This is a genomic window from Niveispirillum sp. GW835-FHT14G11 (assembly GCF_058793615.1).
In genome coordinates, this window is the sequence record NZ_JBXAFZ010000009.1 from 119453 (window position 1) to 139192 (window position 19740).

General features: G+C 68.5%; 17 protein-coding genes. 12 read left to right on the top strand and 5 right to left on the bottom strand.

The window, feature by feature from the left end; genetic code table 11:
• The first annotated feature begins 261 nt into the window (after positions 1-261).
• The 8 genes from AC1Q7F_RS17545 (at position 262) to ccmI (ending at position 9228) form a co-directional block, all read left to right on the top strand.
• Positions 262-2979 (top strand): EAL domain-containing protein, encoded by a 2718-nt coding sequence (locus tag AC1Q7F_RS17545; RefSeq protein WP_492509164.1) that lies wholly within the window; start codon positions 262-264, stop codon positions 2977-2979.
• A gap of 89 nt (positions 2980-3068) precedes the next feature.
• Complete coding sequence (locus AC1Q7F_RS17550; RefSeq protein WP_492509166.1) at positions 3069-3791, top strand: heme ABC transporter permease; 723 nt, start codon at positions 3069-3071, stop codon at positions 3789-3791.
• Positions 3792-3795: 4 nt separating this feature from the next.
• On the top strand, positions 3796-3996 hold the full coding sequence (gene ccmD, locus AC1Q7F_RS17555; protein WP_492509168.1) for a heme exporter protein CcmD: 201 nt from the start codon (positions 3796-3798) through the stop codon (positions 3994-3996).
• Positions 3996-4466, top strand: coding sequence for a cytochrome c maturation protein CcmE (gene ccmE / locus AC1Q7F_RS17560; RefSeq protein ID WP_492509544.1), 471 nt, complete (start codon positions 3996-3998; stop codon positions 4464-4466). The genes ccmD and ccmE overlap by 1 nt, the downstream gene beginning before the upstream one ends.
• 176 nt (positions 4467-4642) lie before the next feature.
• A complete protein-coding gene (locus AC1Q7F_RS17565) occupies positions 4643-6631 on the top strand; it encodes a heme lyase CcmF/NrfE family subunit (RefSeq protein WP_492509170.1) in 1989 nt (662 codons plus the stop codon).
• Positions 6632-6644: 13 nt separating this feature from the next.
• Positions 6645-7190: a DsbE family thiol:disulfide interchange protein gene (locus AC1Q7F_RS17570; protein WP_492509172.1), complete on the top strand. Its 546-nt coding sequence runs from the start codon at positions 6645-6647 to the stop codon at positions 7188-7190.
• 140 nt (positions 7191-7330) lie between these two features.
• Positions 7331-7828 (top strand): cytochrome c-type biogenesis protein, encoded by a 498-nt coding sequence (locus AC1Q7F_RS17575; protein ID WP_492509174.1) that lies wholly within the window; start codon positions 7331-7333, stop codon positions 7826-7828.
• A complete protein-coding gene (gene ccmI, locus AC1Q7F_RS17580) occupies positions 7825-9228 on the top strand; it encodes a c-type cytochrome biogenesis protein CcmI (protein WP_492509176.1) in 1404 nt (467 codons plus the stop codon). Before AC1Q7F_RS17575 ends, ccmI begins: the two co-directional genes overlap by 4 nt.
• A 172-nt stretch (positions 9229-9400) precedes the next feature.
• Here ccmI and AC1Q7F_RS17585 read toward each other — a convergent pair whose 3' ends face one another.
• A complete protein-coding gene (locus AC1Q7F_RS17585; RefSeq protein WP_492509178.1) occupies positions 9401-10354 on the bottom strand; it encodes a methylated-DNA--[protein]-cysteine S-methyltransferase in 954 nt (317 codons plus the stop codon).
• Positions 10355-10575: 221 nt separating this feature from the next.
• On the opposite strand from AC1Q7F_RS17585, the gene AC1Q7F_RS17590 reads away from it, so the two are divergent.
• Positions 10576-11811, top strand: coding sequence for an aspartate kinase (locus AC1Q7F_RS17590; protein ID WP_492509180.1), 1236 nt, complete (start codon positions 10576-10578; stop codon positions 11809-11811).
• A 55-nt stretch (positions 11812-11866) separates the two neighbouring features.
• On the opposite strand, the gene AC1Q7F_RS17595 is transcribed toward AC1Q7F_RS17590, so the two are convergent.
• Positions 11867-12868, bottom strand: a complete 1002-nt coding sequence (locus AC1Q7F_RS17595) for a sensor histidine kinase (RefSeq protein WP_492509182.1) — start codon at positions 12866-12868, stop codon at positions 11867-11869.
• A gap of 141 nt (positions 12869-13009) precedes the next feature.
• Between AC1Q7F_RS17595 and addA the strand changes: the two genes are divergently transcribed.
• Positions 13010-16525 (top strand): double-strand break repair helicase AddA, encoded by a 3516-nt coding sequence (gene addA / locus AC1Q7F_RS17600; RefSeq protein WP_492509184.1) that lies wholly within the window; start codon positions 13010-13012, stop codon positions 16523-16525.
• Between the two features lie 18 nt (positions 16526-16543).
• On the opposite strand, the gene AC1Q7F_RS17605 is transcribed toward addA, so the two are convergent.
• Together AC1Q7F_RS17605 and AC1Q7F_RS17610 are read right to left on the bottom strand one after the other, a co-directional pair.
• On the bottom strand, positions 16544-16840 hold the full coding sequence (locus AC1Q7F_RS17605; RefSeq protein WP_492509186.1) for a hypothetical protein: 297 nt from the start codon (positions 16838-16840) through the stop codon (positions 16544-16546).
• A gap of 48 nt (positions 16841-16888) precedes the next feature.
• The gene (locus AC1Q7F_RS17610; protein ID WP_492509188.1) at positions 16889-17668 is read right to left on the bottom strand and encodes a class I SAM-dependent methyltransferase; all 780 of its coding nucleotides are present in this window, start codon (positions 17666-17668) and stop codon (positions 16889-16891) included.
• Between the two features lie 81 nt (positions 17669-17749).
• Here AC1Q7F_RS17610 and AC1Q7F_RS17615 point away from each other — a divergent pair, with 81 nt between their 5' ends.
• Positions 17750-18568 carry a helix-turn-helix transcriptional regulator gene (locus tag AC1Q7F_RS17615; protein WP_492509190.1) on the top strand — a complete coding sequence of 273 codons (819 nt, stop codon included), beginning with the start codon at positions 17750-17752 and terminating at the stop codon, positions 18566-18568.
• 190 nt (positions 18569-18758) lie between these two features.
• On the opposite strand, the gene AC1Q7F_RS17620 is transcribed toward AC1Q7F_RS17615, so the two are convergent.
• Positions 18759-19238 carry an Lrp/AsnC family transcriptional regulator gene (locus AC1Q7F_RS17620; RefSeq protein ID WP_492509192.1) on the bottom strand — a complete coding sequence of 160 codons (480 nt, stop codon included), beginning with the start codon at positions 19236-19238 and terminating at the stop codon, positions 18759-18761.
• A gap of 146 nt (positions 19239-19384) precedes the next feature.
• Between AC1Q7F_RS17620 and AC1Q7F_RS17625 the strand changes: the two genes are divergently transcribed.
• A complete protein-coding gene (locus tag AC1Q7F_RS17625; protein WP_492509194.1) occupies positions 19385-19735 on the top strand; it encodes a hypothetical protein in 351 nt (116 codons plus the stop codon).
• Positions 19736-19740: the final 5 nt, after the last annotated feature.

A 19740-nucleotide genomic window follows, 5' to 3' on the forward strand; every position in this document is an offset into this window, starting at 1 on the left:
CTTACCACTTTCGTGACGATGATCACGAAGGAGGTAGGCCGAAACCAATTCCGTTGTTGCCAATTTGGATACGTCCAGGGCATGCTGATCGACATGACGGTTGTCACGGGTTGCATTTGATTCAACGCATTTACGCGGGCGACCTCAACGCAATATTAACGCCTCCGCCTCTATGTGATCAATCGCACCGACGGGCGGACCATCCCTTGTTCTTCTCGTATCCGGACTTCCTTTCCCTTTGACTGGTCTTGCATGCCGCCGATGCTGGTCCCCCCCGCCCTTGGATTGCCGGACCCCCTGTCGCTGATTGCGGCGGGCGGCGACGCGTCCGGCGAGAGGCTGGATCTGGTGCAGCCCCATGGCTGGCTGATGGTGCTGGACGCTGCCGACCGGCGGTTGATACAGGCCAGCGCCAACCTGCCTTTCCTGTTGGGCCGGCCGGTGGAAGAGGCGCTGGGCCGCGAGGTGGGGGAATTGCTGGGTCCTGTGGCGTCACGCGCGCTGGACCGCGCCATCGCCCAGGCCGGCGCCGACGCCATCGGTCCGGTGGCACTGCGCCTTGATCGCGACGGTGAGAGGCTGCGGCTGATCGCGCATGGCCATTGGGATGCCGCAGGCCTGATCCTGGAGATCGAGGCGGCGTCGCCGCTGGGTGACGCGGGCATGGTAACGGCGGGCTTCGGCGCCGCCATCCGCCGCTATCGCCATATCGGCGACGTGGCCGATCTGGCCCATGCCGTGGTCCAGGATCTGCGCCGCCTGACCGGGTATGATCGGGTGCTGTTCGTGCGCATGCCGGAAGGCAGCCCCGGCCAGGTGCTGGCCGAAACCGCCTCCGTTGGTGCCGAGGGCGGGCTGGCGGAAAGTTTTGTGCCGCTGCGCCCCCTGGAAACCACGCTGCTGGAACTGAACCGCGCCCGGCTGGTGCGTGACATGGGCGGGCAGCCGGTTCCGATGGTGCCGACGATCAACCCGGTCACCGGTGTGCCCGTCGATCTCAGCCGCGCCAGCCTGCGCCACCCCACCAACATGTTCCAGGGCCATGCCACGCGCCGCCGGGTGCGCGGCGTGCTGGCCGTCACCCTGCTGGTGGGTGGGCGACTCTGGGGCTATCTCTGGTGCGAAAGCGTGAAGCCGCATTCCATCAGCCCGTCCGTGCGCGCGCTCTGCGAGGCGCTGGGTGAGATCGTGGCCGCGCAGATCGCCACGCTGGAGGAGCGGGCCAGCATCGCCGCCCGCACGGCGGCCGCGCGCGGCCTGACCCGGCTGGGCCGTCTGCTGCGCCAGGGTGTGAACCTGACCGACGGGCTGGTTGCGGCCCATCCCGTGATGGGCGAACTGCTGCCCCATGAGGGCATGGTGGCGGGGATCGAGGGCAGCCATTGGGCCAGCCGGGATTTGCCGCCCCTGCCGCACTGGCTGGAACGGCTGGGGCGCGAGGGGGGGGCGCGGCGCGAAGGCATCGCCTGGCGCACCGGCATTCTGTGCATCGACGTGCCGGACGGGCATGTCGTGCTGCTGCGCCGGGACGGGACCGGCTGGACCGCTGCCGAACTGGAGGTGGCGCAGGAGCTGCACCATCTGCTGGCCGAACGCCAGGCCGAAATCTATCGCCGCCGGACGGAGCAGCAACTGCATGTCATGGCCAATTTCGACCGGGTGACGGGCCTGCCCAACCGCGCCCATATCCTGCAGGCGCTGCGCCAAGCGCTGGGCGTGGATACCGACATCGCCGTCACCGTCGTCGGCCTGGACCGGTTCCGCGCCGTGAAGGCGGCGCTGGGGGAGGCGGATGCCGACGCGCTGCTGGCGGCGGTGGGCAAGCGGCTGCGCGACTGCCTGCCGTCCGACGACCTGGTGGGCCGCATCGACACGGGCGAATTCGCCGTGCTCTCCTTCGACAATGGTGCGGAACGGGTGGAGCATCTGGCCCATACCGTGCGCGACGCGCTGCGCGCACCCTTGTCGGTGGCGGGGCGCGAGATGTTCGTGACGGCCAGCCTGGGTGTGGTGCCCACGGCCGATGGGGCCAGCGATGCCGCGGCCCTGCTGCGCGACGCGGAGATCGCCAGTGCCGAGGCCGAGGCGGCGGGCGGCGGTGGCAAGCGCGTCTTCGACGCCGCCATGCGGGCCCGGCTGACCGAACGCCACATCATTTATGACCGGCTGCGCCAGGCCATCTATTTCAGCAATGGCGTGCGCCCCGTCTTCCAGCCCATCGTGCGCCTGGCCGACGGGGAGCTGGCGGGGTTCGAGGCCCTGGCCCGCTGGACCGATGCCGAACATGGCCCCATCCCGCCCACCACCTTCGTGGCTGTGGCGGAGCAGACGGGGCTGATCGTGCCGCTGGGCAACCATATCCTGGTCCAGTCCTGCCGGCAGGTGGCGAAATGGAACCGCGACAGGGCGGACAATCCGCTCTATGTCTCCGTCAACCTGTCGCCTTATCAGCTGGACCCGTCGCGCCTGGACATCGTGCGCTGGGTCACCGGCGTGCTGGAGATGACGGAATGCCGGCCGGAATGGCTGCGGCTGGAGATCACCGAAAGCGGGCTGATCGGCCAGGGCGGGGATGCCATCGCCATACTGCAGGGCCTGCGCGACCTGGGTATCGGGCTGGCCATTGATGATTTTGGCACGGGCTATTCCTCGCTGGCCTATCTGCAGAACCTGCCGGTGGACACGATCAAGATCGACCGCAGTTTCGTGAACGGCATGGTGCGGGACGGAAAGGGCATGGCCCTGGTCAGCGCCATCCTGCATATCGCCGGCATCATGGAATTCGGCGTGGTCGCAGAGGGCGTGGAGACGGAAGCGCAGGAGGCGCTGCTGCGCCAGATGGGCTGCGACCGGGCGCAGGGATACCTGTTCGCCAAGCCGCTGGAAGCCGACATGGCCACGGCCCTGGTCCATAGCGCCATGCCCCTGTCGGGACACGGGGTGGACGCCCGCGCGCTGCGGTCCGGGCGCTGGGGGTGAGCGCACCGCGGCTGTGCTGGATCAAATCAGCGCAGTGGCCTCTGGCACCGGTGTGAAACGACGCGCCTGCGTGCTACAAAGGGGGCACCATGCATCGCTTCGCCAATCCTGCCCGCTTCCTGCGCCTGGCCGCCATCATTCTGCCCTGGGTTTCGGCCCTGTCGGCCCTGCTTTTCGTCTCCGGCCTGTATCTGGCCCTGGTGGCAAGCCCCGGCGATTATCAGCAGGGTGACACGGTGCGCATCATGTATATCCATGTGCCCGCCGCCTGGATGGCCATGTTCACCTACAGCTCCATGGCCCTGGCGGCGGCCTGCGCCCTGGTCTGGCGCCATCCGCTGGCCGAGGTCTATGCGCGTGCCGCCGCCCCGCTGGGGGCCGGCTTCACGCTGCTGTGTCTGGTGACGGGCAGCCTGTGGGGGGAGCCGATGTGGGGTACATGGTGGGTGTGGGACGCGCGCCTGACCTCTGTCCTGATCCTGTTCTTCCTCTATCTGGGCTATATGGCGCTGGTGGATGCGTTCGACGATCCGCAGCGCGGCAACCGCGCGGGGTCGATCCTGCTGCTGGTGGGGGCTATCAATGTGCCCATCATCAAATTCTCCGTGGATTGGTGGAACACGCTGCACCAGCCGGCATCGGTGATCCGCATGGGCGGGCCCAGCATCCATGGCGACATGCTGTGGCCGCTGCTGATCCTGGCGGCGGCCTTCAAGTCCTATTTCATCGCCACCGTGATCCTGCGCATGCGCGCGGAACTGGCGGAGCGCAAAATCCAGACCCTGCGTCTGACCCAGGCCGGGGGGGTGTGACAGGATGGCCGACTTTTTCCACATGGGCGGATACGCCCTCTATGTCTGGTCCAGCTATGGTCTGGCGCTGCTGATCCTGGCGGGTCTGCTGGTGGTCAGCCTGGCGGGCCTGCGCCGCAAGGAACGTCTGCTGCGCAGCCTGGAAGAAGGATTGCCGCGCCGCCGTCGCCGCATGGCGGCGGTGGAGGGGGAGGGGACGCCATGATGACGCGCAAGAAGCGCCGGCTCTACATGCTGTTGCTGGCCCTGACCGGGCTGGGCACGGCCACGGCCCTGACCCTGACGGCGTTCGAGGAGAATGTGGCCTTCTTCTTCTCCCCCTCCGATCTGGCGACCAAGCCGCCCGGCGACAAGCTGGTGCGCGTGGGCGGGCTGGTGGAGGGGGGCAGCGTGGAGAAGGTGGATGACGGCATCACCACTCGCTTCACCATCACCGACACCGCGCATTCGGTGAAGATCGCCACCAGCCGCCCCCTGCCCGACCTGTTCCGCGAGGGCCAGGGCGTGCTGGTCGAAGGAAGGCTGCGCCCCGACGGATTGTTCGTGGCCAGCGAGGTGCTGGCCAAGCATGATGAGAATTACATGCCCAAGGAAGTGGCCGACGCCTTGAAGGCATCCGGCCAGTTCCGCCCGGAAATGCCGGGCAAGCCCGTCTATGGGGCGCAGGGGAAGTGATGTACTTTCGTCTCTTCTGAACCTCCAACCCCGTCATCCCCGCGTAAGCGGAGATCCAGGGCCAAAGGGACTGAGGCGTTGGTGCACATGGCCCCTGGGCCCCCGCTTTCGCGGGGGTGACGGTGGAGAGTTTGATACCTGGGTGCGCCCAGGCCAACAGGTGAAGAGATCAAGCCATGATCCCCGAGATCGGACATTACGCCCTGGTGCTGGCCCTGCTGTTGGCGTTGGCGCAGGCCGGGCTGGCGCTGGCCGGTGCCGCGCGGCGCGATGCCGCCTGGATGGAGGCCGGGCGCATGGCGGCCTTTGCGCAGCTGGGCATGGGCCTCATCGCCTTTGCCGCATTGATGCAGGCCTATATCGTCTCCGACTTCTCGGTGATGAGCGTTGTCGGCAACAGCCATAGTCGCATGCCGCTGATGTACAAGATCGCCGGCGTCTGGGGCAATCATGAGGGCTCCATGTTGCTCTGGGTGCTGATGCTGGCCTTGTTCGGGGCGGCGGTGGCGGGCTTCGGGCGCAATATCCCGCCGACCCTGAAGGCCCGCGTGCTGGGCGTGCAGGGGCTGATCGGCGTGGGGTTCCTGCTGTTCATGCTGACCACCAGCAACCCGTTTTCCCGCATCTTCCCCGTGCCGCTGGATGGCCGCGACCTGAACCCGCTGTTGCAGGATCCCGGCTTGGCCTTCCACCCGCCCTTCCTCTATCTGGGCTATGTCGGCTTCTCCGTCGCCTTCTCCTTCGCGGTCGCCGCCCTGATCGAGGGGCGGGTCGATCCGGCCTGGGGCCGGTGGGTGCGGCCCTGGACGCTGGTGGCCTGGACCTCGCTGACGCTGGGCATCGCCATGGGGTCCTGGTGGGCCTATTACGAGCTGGGCTGGGGCGGCTGGTGGATGTGGGACCCGGTGGAAAACGCCTCCCTGATGCCCTGGCTGGCCGGCACCGCCCTGCTGCATTCCGCCATCGTGGTGGAAAAGCGCGACGCGCTGAAGACCTGGACCATCCTGCTGGCCATCCTTACCTTCTCGCTATCGCTGCTGGGCACCTTCCTGGTGCGCTCTGGCGTGCTGACGTCTGTCCATGCCTTCGCCGTCGATCCGGAACGCGGCGTGGCCGTGCTGCTGCTGCTGGGCCTGGCCACGGGCGGGGCGCTGCTGCTGTTCGCGCTGCGCGCCCATACGCTGCGCATCGGTGGCCTGTTCGCGCCGGTCAGCCGGGAAGGGGCGCTGGTGCTGAACAATCTGTTGCTGTCGGTCTCATCCGCCGTGGTGCTGATCGGCACGCTGATGCCGCTGCTGCTGGACGCGTTCGGGCACAAGATCTCGGTGGGCGCGCCCTATTATAATTTCATCACGCCGTTCCTGACCATTCCGCTGGTCCTGGCCATGGCGCTGGGGCCGTTCCTGCCCTGGAAGCGGGCCGATCTGGCCGGGGTGCTGGGGCGGATGTGGGTGGCGGGGCTGGCGACGCTGATCTGCGTGATGCTGGCCCTGTGGCTGCAGGGCGTGAAGCCGGTGATGGCGCTGGTCGGTATCGCGCTGGCCGCCTGGGCCGGGTTCGGCGCGCTGTGGGAGGTCGCGGAGCGGGTGAAGCTGTTCCGCGTGCCGCTGGCCGACAGTCTCAGCCGGGCCCGGGGCCTGCCGCTGGGCGCCTGGGGGACGTCGGTGGCCCATGCCGGGATGGGCATCGCGATTGCCGGCATGGTCGGCACCAGCTTCTGGCTGGCCGAGGATGTGCGGGTCATGAAGCTGGGCGACAAGGCCGCCCTCGCCGGGTATGAGCTGACGCTGGAAAAGGTGGAAGATTTCGCCATCGCCAATTACCAGACAGAGATGGGCCATTTCACCGTGCGCCGCGACGGCAAGGTGATCGCCACCCTGACGCCGGAGCGGCGCTGGTATCCCGTGGCCAAGACCCAGACCACGGAAGCCGCCATCCACACGACCTTCTATTCCGACCTCTATGTCGTGCTGGGCGAACCCAATGGCGATGGCCAGGGCTGGGTGGTGCGGCTGTATCATCACCCGCTGGTGCCCTGGATCTGGATCGGAACGCTGGTCATGGTGCTGGGCGGCCTGTTGAGCCTGTCCGACCGGCGGCTGCGCGTGGGCGTGCCGTCGCGCAAGGCCGCACCCGTCGCCCCCACCCTGCAACCCGCCGAATAAGGGCGATCTTGAGATGAGTGCTGCCACCCGCCACCGCCTGCTGCTGCTGCTGCCGCTGGCCGTCTTCCTGGTCCTGGGCGGTTATTTCGCGCTGGGGCTAACCAAAGACCCGTCCAAGTTGCCCTCCATGCTGATCGACAAGCCGACGCCGACCTTCGCCCTGCCGGGCCTGTCCGACGGCGATCACGGCCTGTCCAGTGCCGCGCTGACGGGCAAGGTGCGGCTGGTCAATGTGTTCGCCAGCTGGTGCGCGCCGTGTCGGGTGGAACATCCGCTGCTGATGCGGCTGGCGAAGGAAGAGGGGGTGACCCTGCATGGCCTCAACTACAAGGACAAGCCCGAGGCGGCGAAGGCCTTTCTGGACCAGATGGGCAATCCCTACACCTCCGTCGGGGCCGACAGGGACGGGCGGGTGGCCATCGATTTCGGCGTCTATGGCGTGCCGGAAACCTATGTCATCGACGCCCAGGGCCGCGTCCGCTACCGCCATGTCGGGCCGCTGATGCCGTTCGACCTGGAGGAGAAGATCCTGCCGATGGTGCGGGAGTTATCGAAATGAGGGGTGGTTTTCACAACACCTCCTTTCGGCATCCCGGCGAAAGCCGGGACCCAGGGGCCCCGCGCCCGACCTCTCGGCGGCGTTCATCGGTGCGGTGGAGAGGTTTTCCCCTCGGCCCCTGGGTCCCGGCTTTCGCCGGGATGACGGGAAAGGGGCTGCAATTGCTGGCCACCCTTGCCCTGGCCGCCACCCTTTCGCTGCCCGCCCTGGCCGTCATGCCGGACGAGAAACTGTCCGATCCGGCGATGGAAGCCCGCGCGCGGGAGATTTCCAAGGAGCTGCGCTGTCTGGTCTGCCAGAACCAGTCGATCGATGACAGCAATGCCGATCTGGCCCGCGACCTGCGCGTGCTGGTGCGCGAGCGGCTGGTGAAGGGCGACAGCAATGATCAGGTGCTTGCCTATGTCCATGACCGCTATGGCGATTTCGTGCTGCTGCGGCCGCCGGTGACGGGCTATACGGCCCTGCTCTGGGGCGGACCGTTCCTGCTGCTGGCCCTGTCGGTGCTGGGCACGGCCCTGTATCTGCGCCAGCGCCGCCGGGATGTGGAGACCATGCCCGCCCCGGTGCTGAGTGCGGCGGAGGAGGCGCGGTTGGCCGCCCTGTTGGGTGACGACAAGTCGGGGGACGGGCGATGATCGGATTCTGGCTGGTCGCGGCCTGCCTGACGGCGCTGGTGCTGCTGCCGCTGCTGCGTGCCCTGCTGCGCCCCGCGCCGCCACCGGAAGGGGCGGCGGGTTTCGCGCGCGGCGTCTATGCCGCCCAGGTGGCGGAGATCGAGCGCGACCATACGCGCGGCATCCTGTCCGCCGAACAGGCCCGCGCCGCCCGCGCCGAGGTAGGCCGCCGCCTGCTATCGGCCGCCGACGAGGCGGAGAAGGCGGCCGTGACCGGCGATGGCAGGCCCAAGCCGGCGCAGCGCATGGCGCTGCTGGTCACGCTGCTGCTGCCGGTGGCGGCGCTGGCGATATATCTGCCGCTGGGCCATCCCAACATGCCGGCCGTGCCGTTTGCCACCCGCCCGCTGGAACAGCCGGTGCCGCAGCCGGTGCTGGACGCGGTGGCCAAGCTGGAAGCGGCATTGAAGGACAATCCGGACGATGCCGGCGGCTGGGGCCTGCTGGCCCAGACCTATACGGCCATGGGCCGCACGGATGACGCTGCCAATGCCTGGCGCCAGGTGTTGCGCCTGTCGCCCGACGACGCATCGGTGAAAAGCACCCTGGCCGAGGCGCTGACCCTGTCCGCCGACGGTGTGGTGGGGACGGAAGCCGTGGAGCTGTTCACCGCCGCAATGGCCGGCGATCCGATGGATGCCCGCGCCCGCTATTACCTGGGCATCGCCCGCCTGCAGGCCGGCGACATCAGGGGCGCGCTGGACCGCTGGACGGCGCTGGTCGGCGACAGCCCGGCCAATGCCCCCTGGCTGCCCACGGTGCGCGAGCGCATCCATTCCGCCGCGACGTCGGTGGGCCTGGACCCGTTCGTCATCACCCCCAACCCGAAGCCGGCGGCGCCGCCGGTGCCGCCGGCCCCTGCTGGTGGCGACCGGGCGCCGGCCCTGTCGCCCGAACAGATGCAGGCCATGGCCGGCATGAGCCAGGACGATCAGAAGGCCACCATCAATGCCATGGTCGACGGCCTGCAGGCCAAGCTGAAGGATAATCCCGGCGACGTGGATGGCTGGCTGCGCCTGGCCCGCGCGCGGGAGGTGCAGGGCGACCTGGAGGCGGCGCGCGCCGCCCTGCGCGGGGCGGTCAAGGCCGATCCCAAACATCTGCGCGCCTGGCTGGAGCTGTCGCGCCTGACGGCGCCTGATGATGCCGACACGGTGGGCGGGGCGGAGTTTCTGGACGCCATGGGCCATGTGCTGGACCTGGCACCCGATAATCCGCAGGCGCTCTATTATCTGGGCCAGCAGGCGGCGAATGACGGCCGGAAGGACCGGGCGCGGGAGCTGTGGGGCCGGCTGCTTAAGCAGCTGCCCGCCGACGCGCCGCAGCGGCCGGAACTGCAAAGGCGGCTGGATCAGCTGTGATGATGCGCCGGCGGTTGGCTTTTCCCGCCCCCCCGGCGAAAGCCGGGGCCCAGGATCACAGGCCCGACCGGGCAACCGCGTTGACCGACGCCGCGTAGAGGTTTTCACCAATGCCCCTGGGCCCCGGCCTTCGCCGGGGAGGCGGGAAAGAGATGGAGGTGGGAGGACCAGATCACTCCCCCGCCAGCCGTGCCGCTTCCCAGGCCAGCAGGGTGCGCTTCTGCACGGGGCCCCAGCGGTAATTGTCCAGCACACCGGTGCCGCGGATGACGCGGTGGCAGGGGATCAGCCAGGCGACCTTGTTGGCGCCCACGGCATTGCCCACGGCGCGGGCGGCGCCGGGCTGGCCGATACGCTCGGCAATCCCGGCATAGGTGGATACCCCGCCATAGGGGATGTCCAGCAGCGCCCGCCAGACCCGCATCTGGAAATTGCTACCTTTCAGATGCAGGGTCACCGGCCCCTGGCTGCAACCTTGGCCCCCGGATGCCGGGTCCAAGGAGGATGCCGCCGCCAGGGTGGGGGCCGGGTCTTCCACTAACGTGGCGTTGGGCCAGTCGCGGGACATTTCCGCCAGCTGTCCGGCCGCATCGCCATCGGCCCCGATGAAGCCGAACCAGCAGACCCCGCGGTCGGTGGCGGCCAGCAAAGCCGTCCCCAATGCCGTCTGGTGCACGGCCCAGCGGATGGTCAACCCCGCGCCCCCGGCCTTGTATTCGCCGGGCGTCACGCCTTCGGCCACCACGAACAGATCGTGCAGGCGCGACGGGCCGGACAGGCCCAGATCCAGGCTGGCGCCCAGCAGATCATTGCCGCCGGTGCCGCGCAGCAGGGCGCGGGCATGGCCCAGCGTGGCGAACTGGGCGAAGCGCTTGGGACTGATCCCGGCCCAGCGCTTGAACAGGCGCTGGAAATGCCACTGGGTCAGCCCGGCCTCTGCCGCCAGTTCCTCCAGCGAGGGCGGTTCCTGCCAGTCGCGCGCCAGCCGGTGCAGGGCACCAGCCACAAGGCGCGCGCCGCCATCGGCCAGCACGGGGTCGCGGGGATCGATCGCGGCGGGGGATTGGTCATCCATGGCGGTCGGAATGCGGATCGGGGTGACGGTGGGGCGGATCGCGGTCAGCATCTTCGTTCCTTTCATCGGCTCTTGAAAGCGAAGATGGCGCAAGCCCGGTCCGGTCCCCACCCGATTGTTGCGACCCCTTTCCGCCGCCATCCCCTCATGGGTGCAGTGCGGAGGATGAAGGCCGGCACGCCTTGCGAAGGCCCAAGCGGCGGGTTATGGATAGCCCGCTCCGGCACCGGAGCCTTTGCGAATATTACCCTGACCCTTGATGGAATGGCGTTATGGCGCGGCTTGTCCTGAAATTCGGCGGCACCTCGGTTGGCGATATCGAACGCATCAAGAATGTCGCCAAGAAGGTGAAACAGGAGGTCGATGCCGGGCATGAGGTGGCCGTCGTCGTCTCCGCCATGTCGGGCGTGACCAACCAGCTGGTCGATTACTGCCGCCAGATCGCCAAGGTCCATGACCAGGCCGAATATGACGCCGTCGTCGCCTCGGGCGAGCAGGTGACGTCCGGTCTGCTGGCCATCGCGCTGCAGGAGATCGGCATCCCCGCCCGGTCCTGGCAGGGCTGGCAGATCCCGCTGATCGCCGACGAGACGCATGGCAAGTCGCGGATCGAGCGGATCGACACCACCAACCTGTCGGACAACATGTCCCAGGGCGTGGTCGGCGTCGTCGCCGGCTTCCAGGGTGTCACGGAAAAGGGCCGCATCGCCACGCTGGGCCGTGGCGGGTCCGACACCTCGGCCGTGGCGCTGGCGGCGGCCTTGAAAGCCGACCGCTGCGACATCTATACCGATGTCGACGGCGTCTATACGACCGATCCCCGCATCGTGAAGTCGGCGCGCAAGCTGCACCGCATCACGTATGAGGAAATGCTGGAAATGGCGTCGTTGGGCGCCAAGGTCCTGCAGACGCGGTCGGTCGAGATGGCCATGAAGCACCATGTGCGGGTGCAGGTATTGTCAACTTTTGAACAGGCGGCGGGCTCGGATCTGCCCGGCACCCTGGTCGTGGACGAGGATGAGATCGTGGAACAGGAACTGGTCAGCGGCATCGCCTATAGCCGGGACGAGGCGAAGATCACCCTGGTGGGCGTGGAAGACCAGCCGGGCGTCGCCGCCCGCATCTTCGGGCCCCTGACGGATGCCGCCATCAATGTCGACATGATCGTGCAGAACGTGTCCGAAGATGGCCGCACCACCGACATGACCTTCACCGTGGGCAAGGCCGATATTGACCGCGCGGTACAGGTGCTGGAAAAATCCAAGGACACGCTGAACTATCGCCGGCTGGTGTCGGACGCCAATGTGGTGAAGGTGTCGGTGATCGGTGTCGGCATGCGCAGCCATGCCGGCGTGGCCCAGCGCATGTTCAAGGCGCTCGCCGACCGCGGCATCAATATCCAGGTGATCAGCACCAGCGAGATCAAGGTCTCCGTCCTGATCGCCGAGGAATATACCGAACTGGCCTTGCGCTCCCTGCACACGGCCTATGGCCTGGACAAGGCGTAAGCTTTTCGGTTCATCGAAGGCCCGGCATCCCATGGGTGCCGGGCCTTTTGCGTTTTCATCCCGCAGGGAACGCCAGGCGGATGCGGGTGCCGTGGCTGCCCTCCGGCCGGTCGGCCGACAGCTGCCCGCCATGGCGGCTGGTCAGCAAGGTGGCGAGATAGAGCCCCAGGCCCAGGCCGCCGGCGCTGGCCGTCAGCGGGTCGCCGCCGCGCAGGAAGGGGCGGCCCATGCCGGCCATCACCTCCGCCGGCAGTCCCGGACCATCATCGGTGATGGTCACCACCACCTGCCCATCCCCGCTCGTCTCCCCATCGATCCGGACATGGGATTGTTCGGGCGTGTGGGTGACGGCATTGTCCAGCAATGCGAACAGGATCTGGCGCAGGGCCAGCGGATCGGCATGCAGGATCAACCCGTCGGGGACATTATTTTCCACCGCCGTGCGGCGATGCTGGGCCCGGACCCGCGCCTGCCCGGCCACGCGCCCCACCTCTTCACGCAGGTTCACCGGCTCGGGGACCAAGGTCTGGCCGGTTTCGGCTTCGGCGCAGGCCACGATGCTTTCCACAAGTTCCAGCAGATGGTGCCCGGCCGCCGATATCTCCCCGGCATAGTCGCGCACCCGTTCCCCCGGCATGGGAAGGGTGGGATCGCCGATCATGTCGGCAAAGCCGATGACGGCATTCAGGGGCGTGCGCAACTCGTGGCTGACGGAGGACAGGAACTGACTTTTGGCGCGTTCCAGGGCCCGGCTTTCAATACCGGCCTGACGCATGGTTTCCGCCGCCGCCTCCCGCGCGCGCAGGGCATCGGCCGTGCGGTCAGCAAGCGTGCCCACCAGCGTCCGCACCAGCAGGAACAGAATCAACCCGGTAACGGCGACATAGAACAGGCCCTTGGCCGTCTGGAAGGCCGATAATTGCGCCACATCGCCGAACATGGCCTGCGCGGCCTGATCGGAGAAGATGATCCACAGGGCGGAGACCACGATGAACACCGATGCCACGCGCAGCGCCGCCCGGTTGGGGGCGGTTGCCAGCCAGCGTAACGTGTCCATGGCGCCTCCATGTCGCGGCTGCGAGCAAGACAATCAGCATAATCCACAATGGTGGAGCGAAGAAAGGCCGAGTTGGGACACGCAGGACGCGATTGCTTGCCCCTGGACCGGCGCAGCAACCCCCCTGTATTCTCCCGCCCCATGAGTGACATCCGCCCCACCGATCCCAATGTGCTGCAACGTCTGGCCTCCGATCCGGAAAGCTCGGTCTGGGTGGGGGCGTCGGCCGGCACCGGCAAGACCAAGGTGCTGACCGACCGCGTGCTGCGCCTGATGCTGGCCGGTACCGACCCGTCGCGCATCCTGTGCCTGACCTTCACCAAGGCGGCGGCGGCGGAGATGGCCAACCGCATCGCCGACCGCCTGTCGATCTGGGCCGTGGCGGATGAGGACAAGCTGAGGATCAATCTGCATGACCTGACGGGGCGTGAACCGTCGCGCGGCGATGTCGTGGCCGCCCGCCGGCTGTTCGCGCGGGTGCTGGACACGGCCGGCGGCATGAAGATCCAGACCATCCACGCCTTCTGCCAATCGCTGCTGCGCCGCTTCCCGCTGGAGGCCGGGCTGGCGCCGAATTTCGAGGTCATGGATGATCGCACGGCGGAGGAATTGCTGGCGGAGGCCAAGCAGTCGGTGCTGCTGGCCGGGCGGTACGAGCCCGACGGCACGCTTGCCCAGGCCGTCGATCTGCTGACCGGATCGGTGTCGGAGGATGAGTTCAACGACCTGCTGGCCAGCCTGACGGCCGAGCGCGGCCGGCTGAAACGCATCCTGGATGCCCAGGGCGGGCTGGAGCCGGCCGTTGCCGCCCTGCGCGACAGCCTGCGCGTGCCGGCGGAGGAGACGGACCTGTCGGTCCTGACCCGCGCCTGCAGCGCCGGGGCGGTGGACGAGAGGGGGCTGCGCCGGGCCTGCGCGGTGCTGGCCACCGGCACCAAGACCGATGTGGAGCGGGGCATCGGCATCCAGGCCTGGCTGGATGGGGATTTGGACCGCCGGGTGACGGGCTGGACGGACTATCCGTCGCTCTACCTGACGGCGGAAGGGGAGCCGCGCAAGGCGCTGATGACCAAGAAGCCGTCGGAGGCCGATCCGATGGCGCTGGAGATTTTGCAGCGGGAGGCGGCGCGGCTGGTCGCCGTGGGCCAGGAACGCCGCCGCGTGGCGGTGGCGGCCCACACATCCGCCCTGCTGGCCCTGGGCGAGGCGCTGCTGGGCCGGTACCAGCGGCTGAAGGATGCGCGCGGGGTGCTGGATTTCGACGATCTGATCCTGGCGGCATCGGCGCTGCTGTCGGGGGGGGCGGGGACGGATGCCTGTGCCTGGGTGCTGTTCAAGCTGGATGGCGGCCTGGACCATGTGCTGATCGATGAGGCGCAGGACACCAACCCGGAGCAATGGGCCGTGGTGTCCGCCATCGCCGAGGAGTTCTTCGCGGGATTGGGCGCGCGGGAGGATCGCATCCGCACCCTGTTCGTGGTGGGCGACGACAAACAGTCGATCTTCAGCTTCCAGCGCGCCGACCCGGCCGAATTCGCCCGCATGCGCAGCCATTTCGACGCCAAGGTCAATGCCGCCCTGCGCAGCTGGCGCATCGTCGATCTGCAGACCAGCTTCCGCTCCGTCGGGGCGGTGCTGGCCGCGGTGGACAAGGTATTCGCCGCCGGTCTGGCCCGCGACGGGGTGGCGGCGGCGGATGTGGAGGTGCGGCACATCCCCCACCGGCGCGGTGTGGAAGGACGGGTCGAGATCTGGCCCCTGGTCAGCCCGCAGGACGCCGCTGACCCCGATCCCTGGTCGCTGCCGTTGCGGCCGGAACAGGCGGACAAGCCCGTGGCGCGGCTGGCCCGCACCATGGCCGACCGCATCGCCCGGTGGCTGGCCGATGGCGAGAGGCTGGTGTCGAAGAACCGGCCGCTCAGGCCGGGCGACATCATGGTGTTGGTGCGCAGCCGTGACCAGTTCGTGGGCCATCTGGTCCGCGCCCTGAAGGACCGCGACGTGCCGGTGGCCGGCGTGGACCGCATGGTGCTGACCGAACAGCTGGCGGTGATGGACCTGATGGCGCTGGCCCGGTTCCTGGTGCTGCCGGAGGATGATCTGAACCTGGCCGTGCTGCTGAAATCGCCGCTGCTGGGGTTGAGCGAGGAACAGCTGTTCACCGTCGCCCATGGCCGGCCGGGCCGGCTGTGGGCCGCCCTGAACGACCGGGCGAAGCAGCATTCGGACCTGGTGCCGGCGCTGGACTATCTGCGCGCCATCCTGAACGATACCGACTATCGCCCGCCCTATGAGCTGTTCGCCGGGGTGCTGTCACGGCCCTGCCCGGCGGATACCGACGGTTCCGGCCGGCGCGCCATCCTGGCCCGGCTGGGGGCGGAGGCCCACGACCCGCTGGAGGAGTTCCTCAACGCCTGCCTGCTGTTCGAGCGCGAGCATGTCGCCTCCCTGCAAGGCTTCCTGCATTGGCTGGAGGCGTCGCAGGCGGAACTGAAGCGCGAGCTGGATACGGGCGGCGGCGACGGGCCGGGCCAGGTGCGGATCATGACGGTGCACGGGTCGAAGGGGCTGCAGGCCCCCATCGTCTTCCTGCCCGACACGATGCGCGAGCCGGATGTCAACCGGCTGAAGATCCTGTGGCCGGCGCGGACAGTACAGGCGGACGAAATGGCCGATCCCGGCCCGCCCCTGCCGCTCTATGCCCCGCGCCGGCAGATGGAGGATGCCACCGCCGACGCGCGCCGCGCGCTGGCCAAGCGGCGCCAGGACCAGGAATATCGCCGCCTGCTCTATGTCGCCCTGACCCGTGCGGAGGACCGGTTGATCGTCTGCGGCTGGGAACAGCTGCGCAAGGGCGGACCCGGATCATGGTACCGGCTGGTGGAAGGGGCGCTGGCCGATCTGGCACAGCCGGCGCCATTCGATTTCACCACCCTGTCGCCGGCCGGCTGGACCGGGGAAGGGCTGGTGCTGCATGAGCCGCAGACGGCGCCGCTGCGCGATGCCCCGCCGGCGATGGTGGAAGCGGCGATGCAGGCGGTGCTGCCGGCCTGGGCCCTGGCGCCCGCCCCGCGCGATCCCAGCCCATCCAAGCCGCTGGCCCCGTCGCAGCCCGATGCGCCCGAACCCTCCCTGCGCTCCCCCCTGGGCCCGGACGATGGCCTGCGGTTCAAGCGCGGCAACCTGATCCATACGCTGCTGCAGGTCCTGCCGGAGACGGAGCCGGCGCGTTGGGCCGAGGTGGCGGCGGCGTGGCTGGCGCGACCCGCGCATAACCTGACCCCGGCCCAGCAGGGGGAGATCGGCAGGGAAGCCCTGCGCGTGCTGACCGATCCGACCTTCGCCGCCCTGTTCGCACCGGGCAGTCGGGCGGAGGTGCCGCTGGTCGGCCTGGTGGGCGGCCGGGCGCTGTCGGGGCGGATCGACCGGCTGTGCGTCACCGACGACGCGGTCTGGATCGTCGATTACAAGACCAACCGCCCGCCGCCCACCGACGTGGCGAAGGTGCCAGCCATCTATTTGCAGCAGATGGCGGCCTATCGCGCGGCCCTGACCCGGATTTACCCGGGCAAGGCGGTGCGCTGCGTCCTGCTATGGACCGACGGGCCCTTCACCATGGAGTTGCCGGACGGGTTGCTGGATGCGCATGCGCCATAGGGCGGATCAACCCCCAGGCTAAACGCTGACATCCAGCCGGTCGCCGCGGCCGCGCGGCGGGGTGTGCTTGGTGCGGGCCTCCACCACGGCGGCCTCATTGTCGAAGGCGCGGCCCACGAAGGCGCTGTCCGTGCCTTCCCGCGATGCTTCACCCTGCGCCACGGCGGAGGCCGCACGACGGGTCTGGGTCTGGGTGGGGCGGGCAAGCTTCTGTGCGGCAACGGCAGCCGTGGCCAGCGCCGCATTGTTCTGCGGCGTGGTCGATGCCGGCTGCGTGGTCGGCAGCGGCGGGGGCGGATGCGACGGAATGATCATGCAGATAGTTCGCCGCCGATCCGCGCCCGGAGTCAAGCCCCCAGTGCCTTACGTTTCCTTGACGGCAACGATCAGCATTGTGTCGATGGTGAAGCTGCCATCCGTCTCGATGGCGAAATGCTGCTTCACTTCCGCCGCCGCACCGGCCTGCAGCGACAGCAATGCTGGACGATGGCTGGCCGGGCTGTCGATCCGGTCCACCCAGGCCTGGAATGCCAGGCGCAGGCGGAAACAATGTGCGGCCCCCGGCACCAGCCCCGCCGCCGCCAGCATGGCCTGCCATTCCGTCAGGGAATAGTCACGGACATGGCTGGGGTCGCGCAGCATCTCCACCGTCTGCAGATAGGTATCCAGCAGCGGGTCGGCCGGGGCGAACACATCCATCATCACCAGCCGCCCGCCCGGCCGCAGCACACGCGCCGCTTCGGCCAGGGCCGGGGGGACGTGGCGCCAGTGATGGGCGCTGTAGCGGCTGGCCACCAGGTCGAAATGCCCGTCGGCGAAGGGCAGTTCCTCTGCCCGTCCCTGCCGCGTGGCGATGTTGGACAGGCCACGCGTTGCCGCATTCGCTGCCACGGCGGCCAGCATGGCGTCCGACAGATCATAGGCCACGATGTCGCCGACCAGCGGGGCGGCATGGAAACTGACATGTCCGCCGCCGCAACCCAGGTCCAGCAGGTGGCCGACCGGGGCGGTATCGCGCAGGATGGACTGGAACGCGGTCAGGTCCGGCCCGGCGGCATGGGTGGGGCTGCTGACATAGGCGGCGGCACGGGGGCCGAACTGCTGGACGACAAGGTCATGCTGGCTGTCGGTCTGGGTGACCATGGGTTCCTCCTTGGGGGCGGGTTGCTGGGTTCCGACTTATCCCCCTGGGCAAACGGGTACAAGATAAGCAATTATCCTGGTATGACCACCACCATGCCGCCCCCCGATGCCCAGGCCGACCAGCGACAATTGCTGGGGGCGTTTCTGCGCGACCGTAGAGGGCGGCTGGACCCGGCGGCGCTGGGCCTGTCCGTCACGGGGCGTCGCCGCACGGCGGGCCTGCGGCGGGAGGAGGTGGCGATGCTGGCGGGGATCAGCGCCACCTGGCTGACCTGGCTGGAACAGGGGCGCGACATCCAGGCGTCCCCCCAGGCCCTGGACCGGCTGGCCCGCACCCTGCGCCTGACCGTTGCGGAGCGGGCCTATCTGTTCCAGCTGTCGGGCCGCCGCGACCAGCACCTGCCCGACCCTGCCGACGATCCCGCCGCCCAGCATGACAGGCTGCGTGCCACGGTGGCGGCGCTGGCCGTGCCGGCCTATGCGCTGGACCATCGCCAGGACCTGCTGGCCTGGAACCCGGCGGCGGTGGCGCTGTTCGCTGGCTGGCTGGACCGGCCGGGTCCGCACAATCTGCTGCGCTACCTGTTCCTGGATGAGGGCGCCCGGCGCCTGCTGGTTGACTGGCCGTCGCGGGCGGCCCGCGTCCTGGCCGAATTCCGCGCCGATCATGGAAGGCATTTGCAGGACCCGGGCCTGGCCGCCCTGATCGCGGAGCTGCGGGCCGGCAGCCGCGATTTCGCGGCCCGGTGGACGGGTGCCGATATCAGGGGCCGGGAGGGCGGGGAACGGCTGTTCCAGCATCCCGACCGCGGTCTGCTGCGGTTCCGGCAGATGACCCTGTCGGTGGAGACGCGGCCCGATCTGCGGCTGGTGGTGCTGCTGCCGGATGGTGGCGAATAACGTGTGTTGGGAAATCACCGTCTCTTCCGCTTCATCGCCTCCCCGGCGAAGGCCGGGGCCCAGGGGCCCCAGGATCAAACCTTTACGCTGCCTGGATCGACGCTGCCGACAGGTCGGGCTGTTGGCTCCTGGGCCCCGGCCTTCGCCGGGGAGGCGAGAAAAGACAATCTTCCATGAATTTTGACAGATACTACCCCGCCAGCCCCGGCAGCGGCAGTTCCGTCGTCTCCTTCACCGTGGACACCGCGATCATGCTGTTGATTTCGCGCACGCCCGGCAGCTTCGACAGTTTCTCGAAGAACAGGGCCTCATAGGCCTCGATATCCTTGGTGACGATACGCAGCATGAAATCCACCTGGCCCATCAGCACGAAACATTCCTGAACCTCGGCGATGCGGCGGATCGCTTCGCGGAAATCGGTCAGCAGGTCGCCGCTATGCGCCTCCAGCTTGACATGGCTGAAGATCAGCACGTTCAGCCCGATGGCCTTGCGGTCCAGGAGTGCTACGCGCCGCTTGATGATGCCATCCTCCTCCAGCCGCTGGATGCGGCGCCAGCAGGGGCTCTGGCTCAGGCCCACCTGCTCGGCCACCTGCGCCGCCGTCTCCGACCCGTCCTTCTGCAACCGGTCCAGGATGCGCCAATCCAGGCTGTCCAGCGGCTTCTGCATGATCCATCCCCATGTTTGCCAGTTCACGCATTATATATGCGCAAACTATGTCATCTGGACGAAACTTGCAAAGAAATGCCCCGGCGCTTGCCCTATCTTTACGGCACCGCACAACAGCGGCGACCCAAGATGTGGAGCCCCCGGCGATGAGCACCGCCCCTGACCATCCCGCCAGCCTGACCGTCTATCGTGATCCGGCCACCGGCGCGCAGATCGCGCTGGCCGTGCATCGCGCGGCGGGCGGGGTGATTACGCCGGTGCCCTGGCAGCGGCTGCCGGGCGTGGGGCTGGACGAGGCGGTGGAGGCGGCGATGCGTGCCGCGCGCGCCAACCGCGCCTTCGCCATGCTGGTGCCGGCCGATGATGGCAAGGGCATGAGCGATCCCGTGGGCGTGCTGTCGCGCTGTTTCCAGCGGGCCGACCTGGACCGGCTGTCGGTGGGGCCGGAAATGCGCGGCGCCAGCAAGCAAGGCCATCCGGCCGTCGCGGCGGAGTGAAGGCC

What these genes read in the sequence shown, in the direction of transcription:
- AC1Q7F_RS17545 (WP_492509164.1), top strand. Translation starts at nt 262, where the DNA reads ATGCTGGTCCCCCCCGCCCTTGGATTGCCGGACCCCCTGTCGCTGATT.
- AC1Q7F_RS17550 (WP_492509166.1), top strand. Translation starts at nt 3,069, where the DNA reads ATGCATCGCTTCGCCAATCCTGCCCGCTTCCTGCGCCTGGCCGCCATC.
- ccmD (WP_492509168.1), top strand. Translation starts at nt 3,796, where the DNA reads ATGGCCGACTTTTTCCACATGGGCGGATACGCCCTCTATGTCTGGTCC.
- ccmE (WP_492509544.1), top strand. Translation starts at nt 3,996, where the DNA reads ATGACGCGCAAGAAGCGCCGGCTCTACATGCTGTTGCTGGCCCTGACC.
- AC1Q7F_RS17565 (WP_492509170.1), top strand. Translation starts at nt 4,643, where the DNA reads ATGATCCCCGAGATCGGACATTACGCCCTGGTGCTGGCCCTGCTGTTG.
- AC1Q7F_RS17570 (WP_492509172.1), top strand. Translation starts at nt 6,645, where the DNA reads ATGAGTGCTGCCACCCGCCACCGCCTGCTGCTGCTGCTGCCGCTGGCC.
- AC1Q7F_RS17575 (WP_492509174.1), top strand. Translation starts at nt 7,331, where the DNA reads ATGACGGGAAAGGGGCTGCAATTGCTGGCCACCCTTGCCCTGGCCGCC.
- ccmI (WP_492509176.1), top strand. Translation starts at nt 7,825, where the DNA reads ATGATCGGATTCTGGCTGGTCGCGGCCTGCCTGACGGCGCTGGTGCTG.
- AC1Q7F_RS17585 (WP_492509178.1), bottom strand. Translation starts at nt 10,354, where the DNA reads ATGCTGACCGCGATCCGCCCCACCGTCACCCCGATCCGCATTCCGACC.
- AC1Q7F_RS17590 (WP_492509180.1), top strand. Translation starts at nt 10,576, where the DNA reads ATGGCGCGGCTTGTCCTGAAATTCGGCGGCACCTCGGTTGGCGATATC.
- AC1Q7F_RS17595 (WP_492509182.1), bottom strand. Translation starts at nt 12,868, where the DNA reads ATGGACACGTTACGCTGGCTGGCAACCGCCCCCAACCGGGCGGCGCTG.
- addA (WP_492509184.1), top strand. Translation starts at nt 13,010, where the DNA reads ATGAGTGACATCCGCCCCACCGATCCCAATGTGCTGCAACGTCTGGCC.
- AC1Q7F_RS17605 (WP_492509186.1), bottom strand. Translation starts at nt 16,840, where the DNA reads ATGATCATTCCGTCGCATCCGCCCCCGCCGCTGCCGACCACGCAGCCG.
- AC1Q7F_RS17610 (WP_492509188.1), bottom strand. Translation starts at nt 17,668, where the DNA reads ATGGTCACCCAGACCGACAGCCAGCATGACCTTGTCGTCCAGCAGTTC.
- AC1Q7F_RS17615 (WP_492509190.1), top strand. Translation starts at nt 17,750, where the DNA reads ATGACCACCACCATGCCGCCCCCCGATGCCCAGGCCGACCAGCGACAA.
- AC1Q7F_RS17620 (WP_492509192.1), bottom strand. Translation starts at nt 19,238, where the DNA reads ATGCAGAAGCCGCTGGACAGCCTGGATTGGCGCATCCTGGACCGGTTG.
- AC1Q7F_RS17625 (WP_492509194.1), top strand. Translation starts at nt 19,385, where the DNA reads ATGAGCACCGCCCCTGACCATCCCGCCAGCCTGACCGTCTATCGTGAT.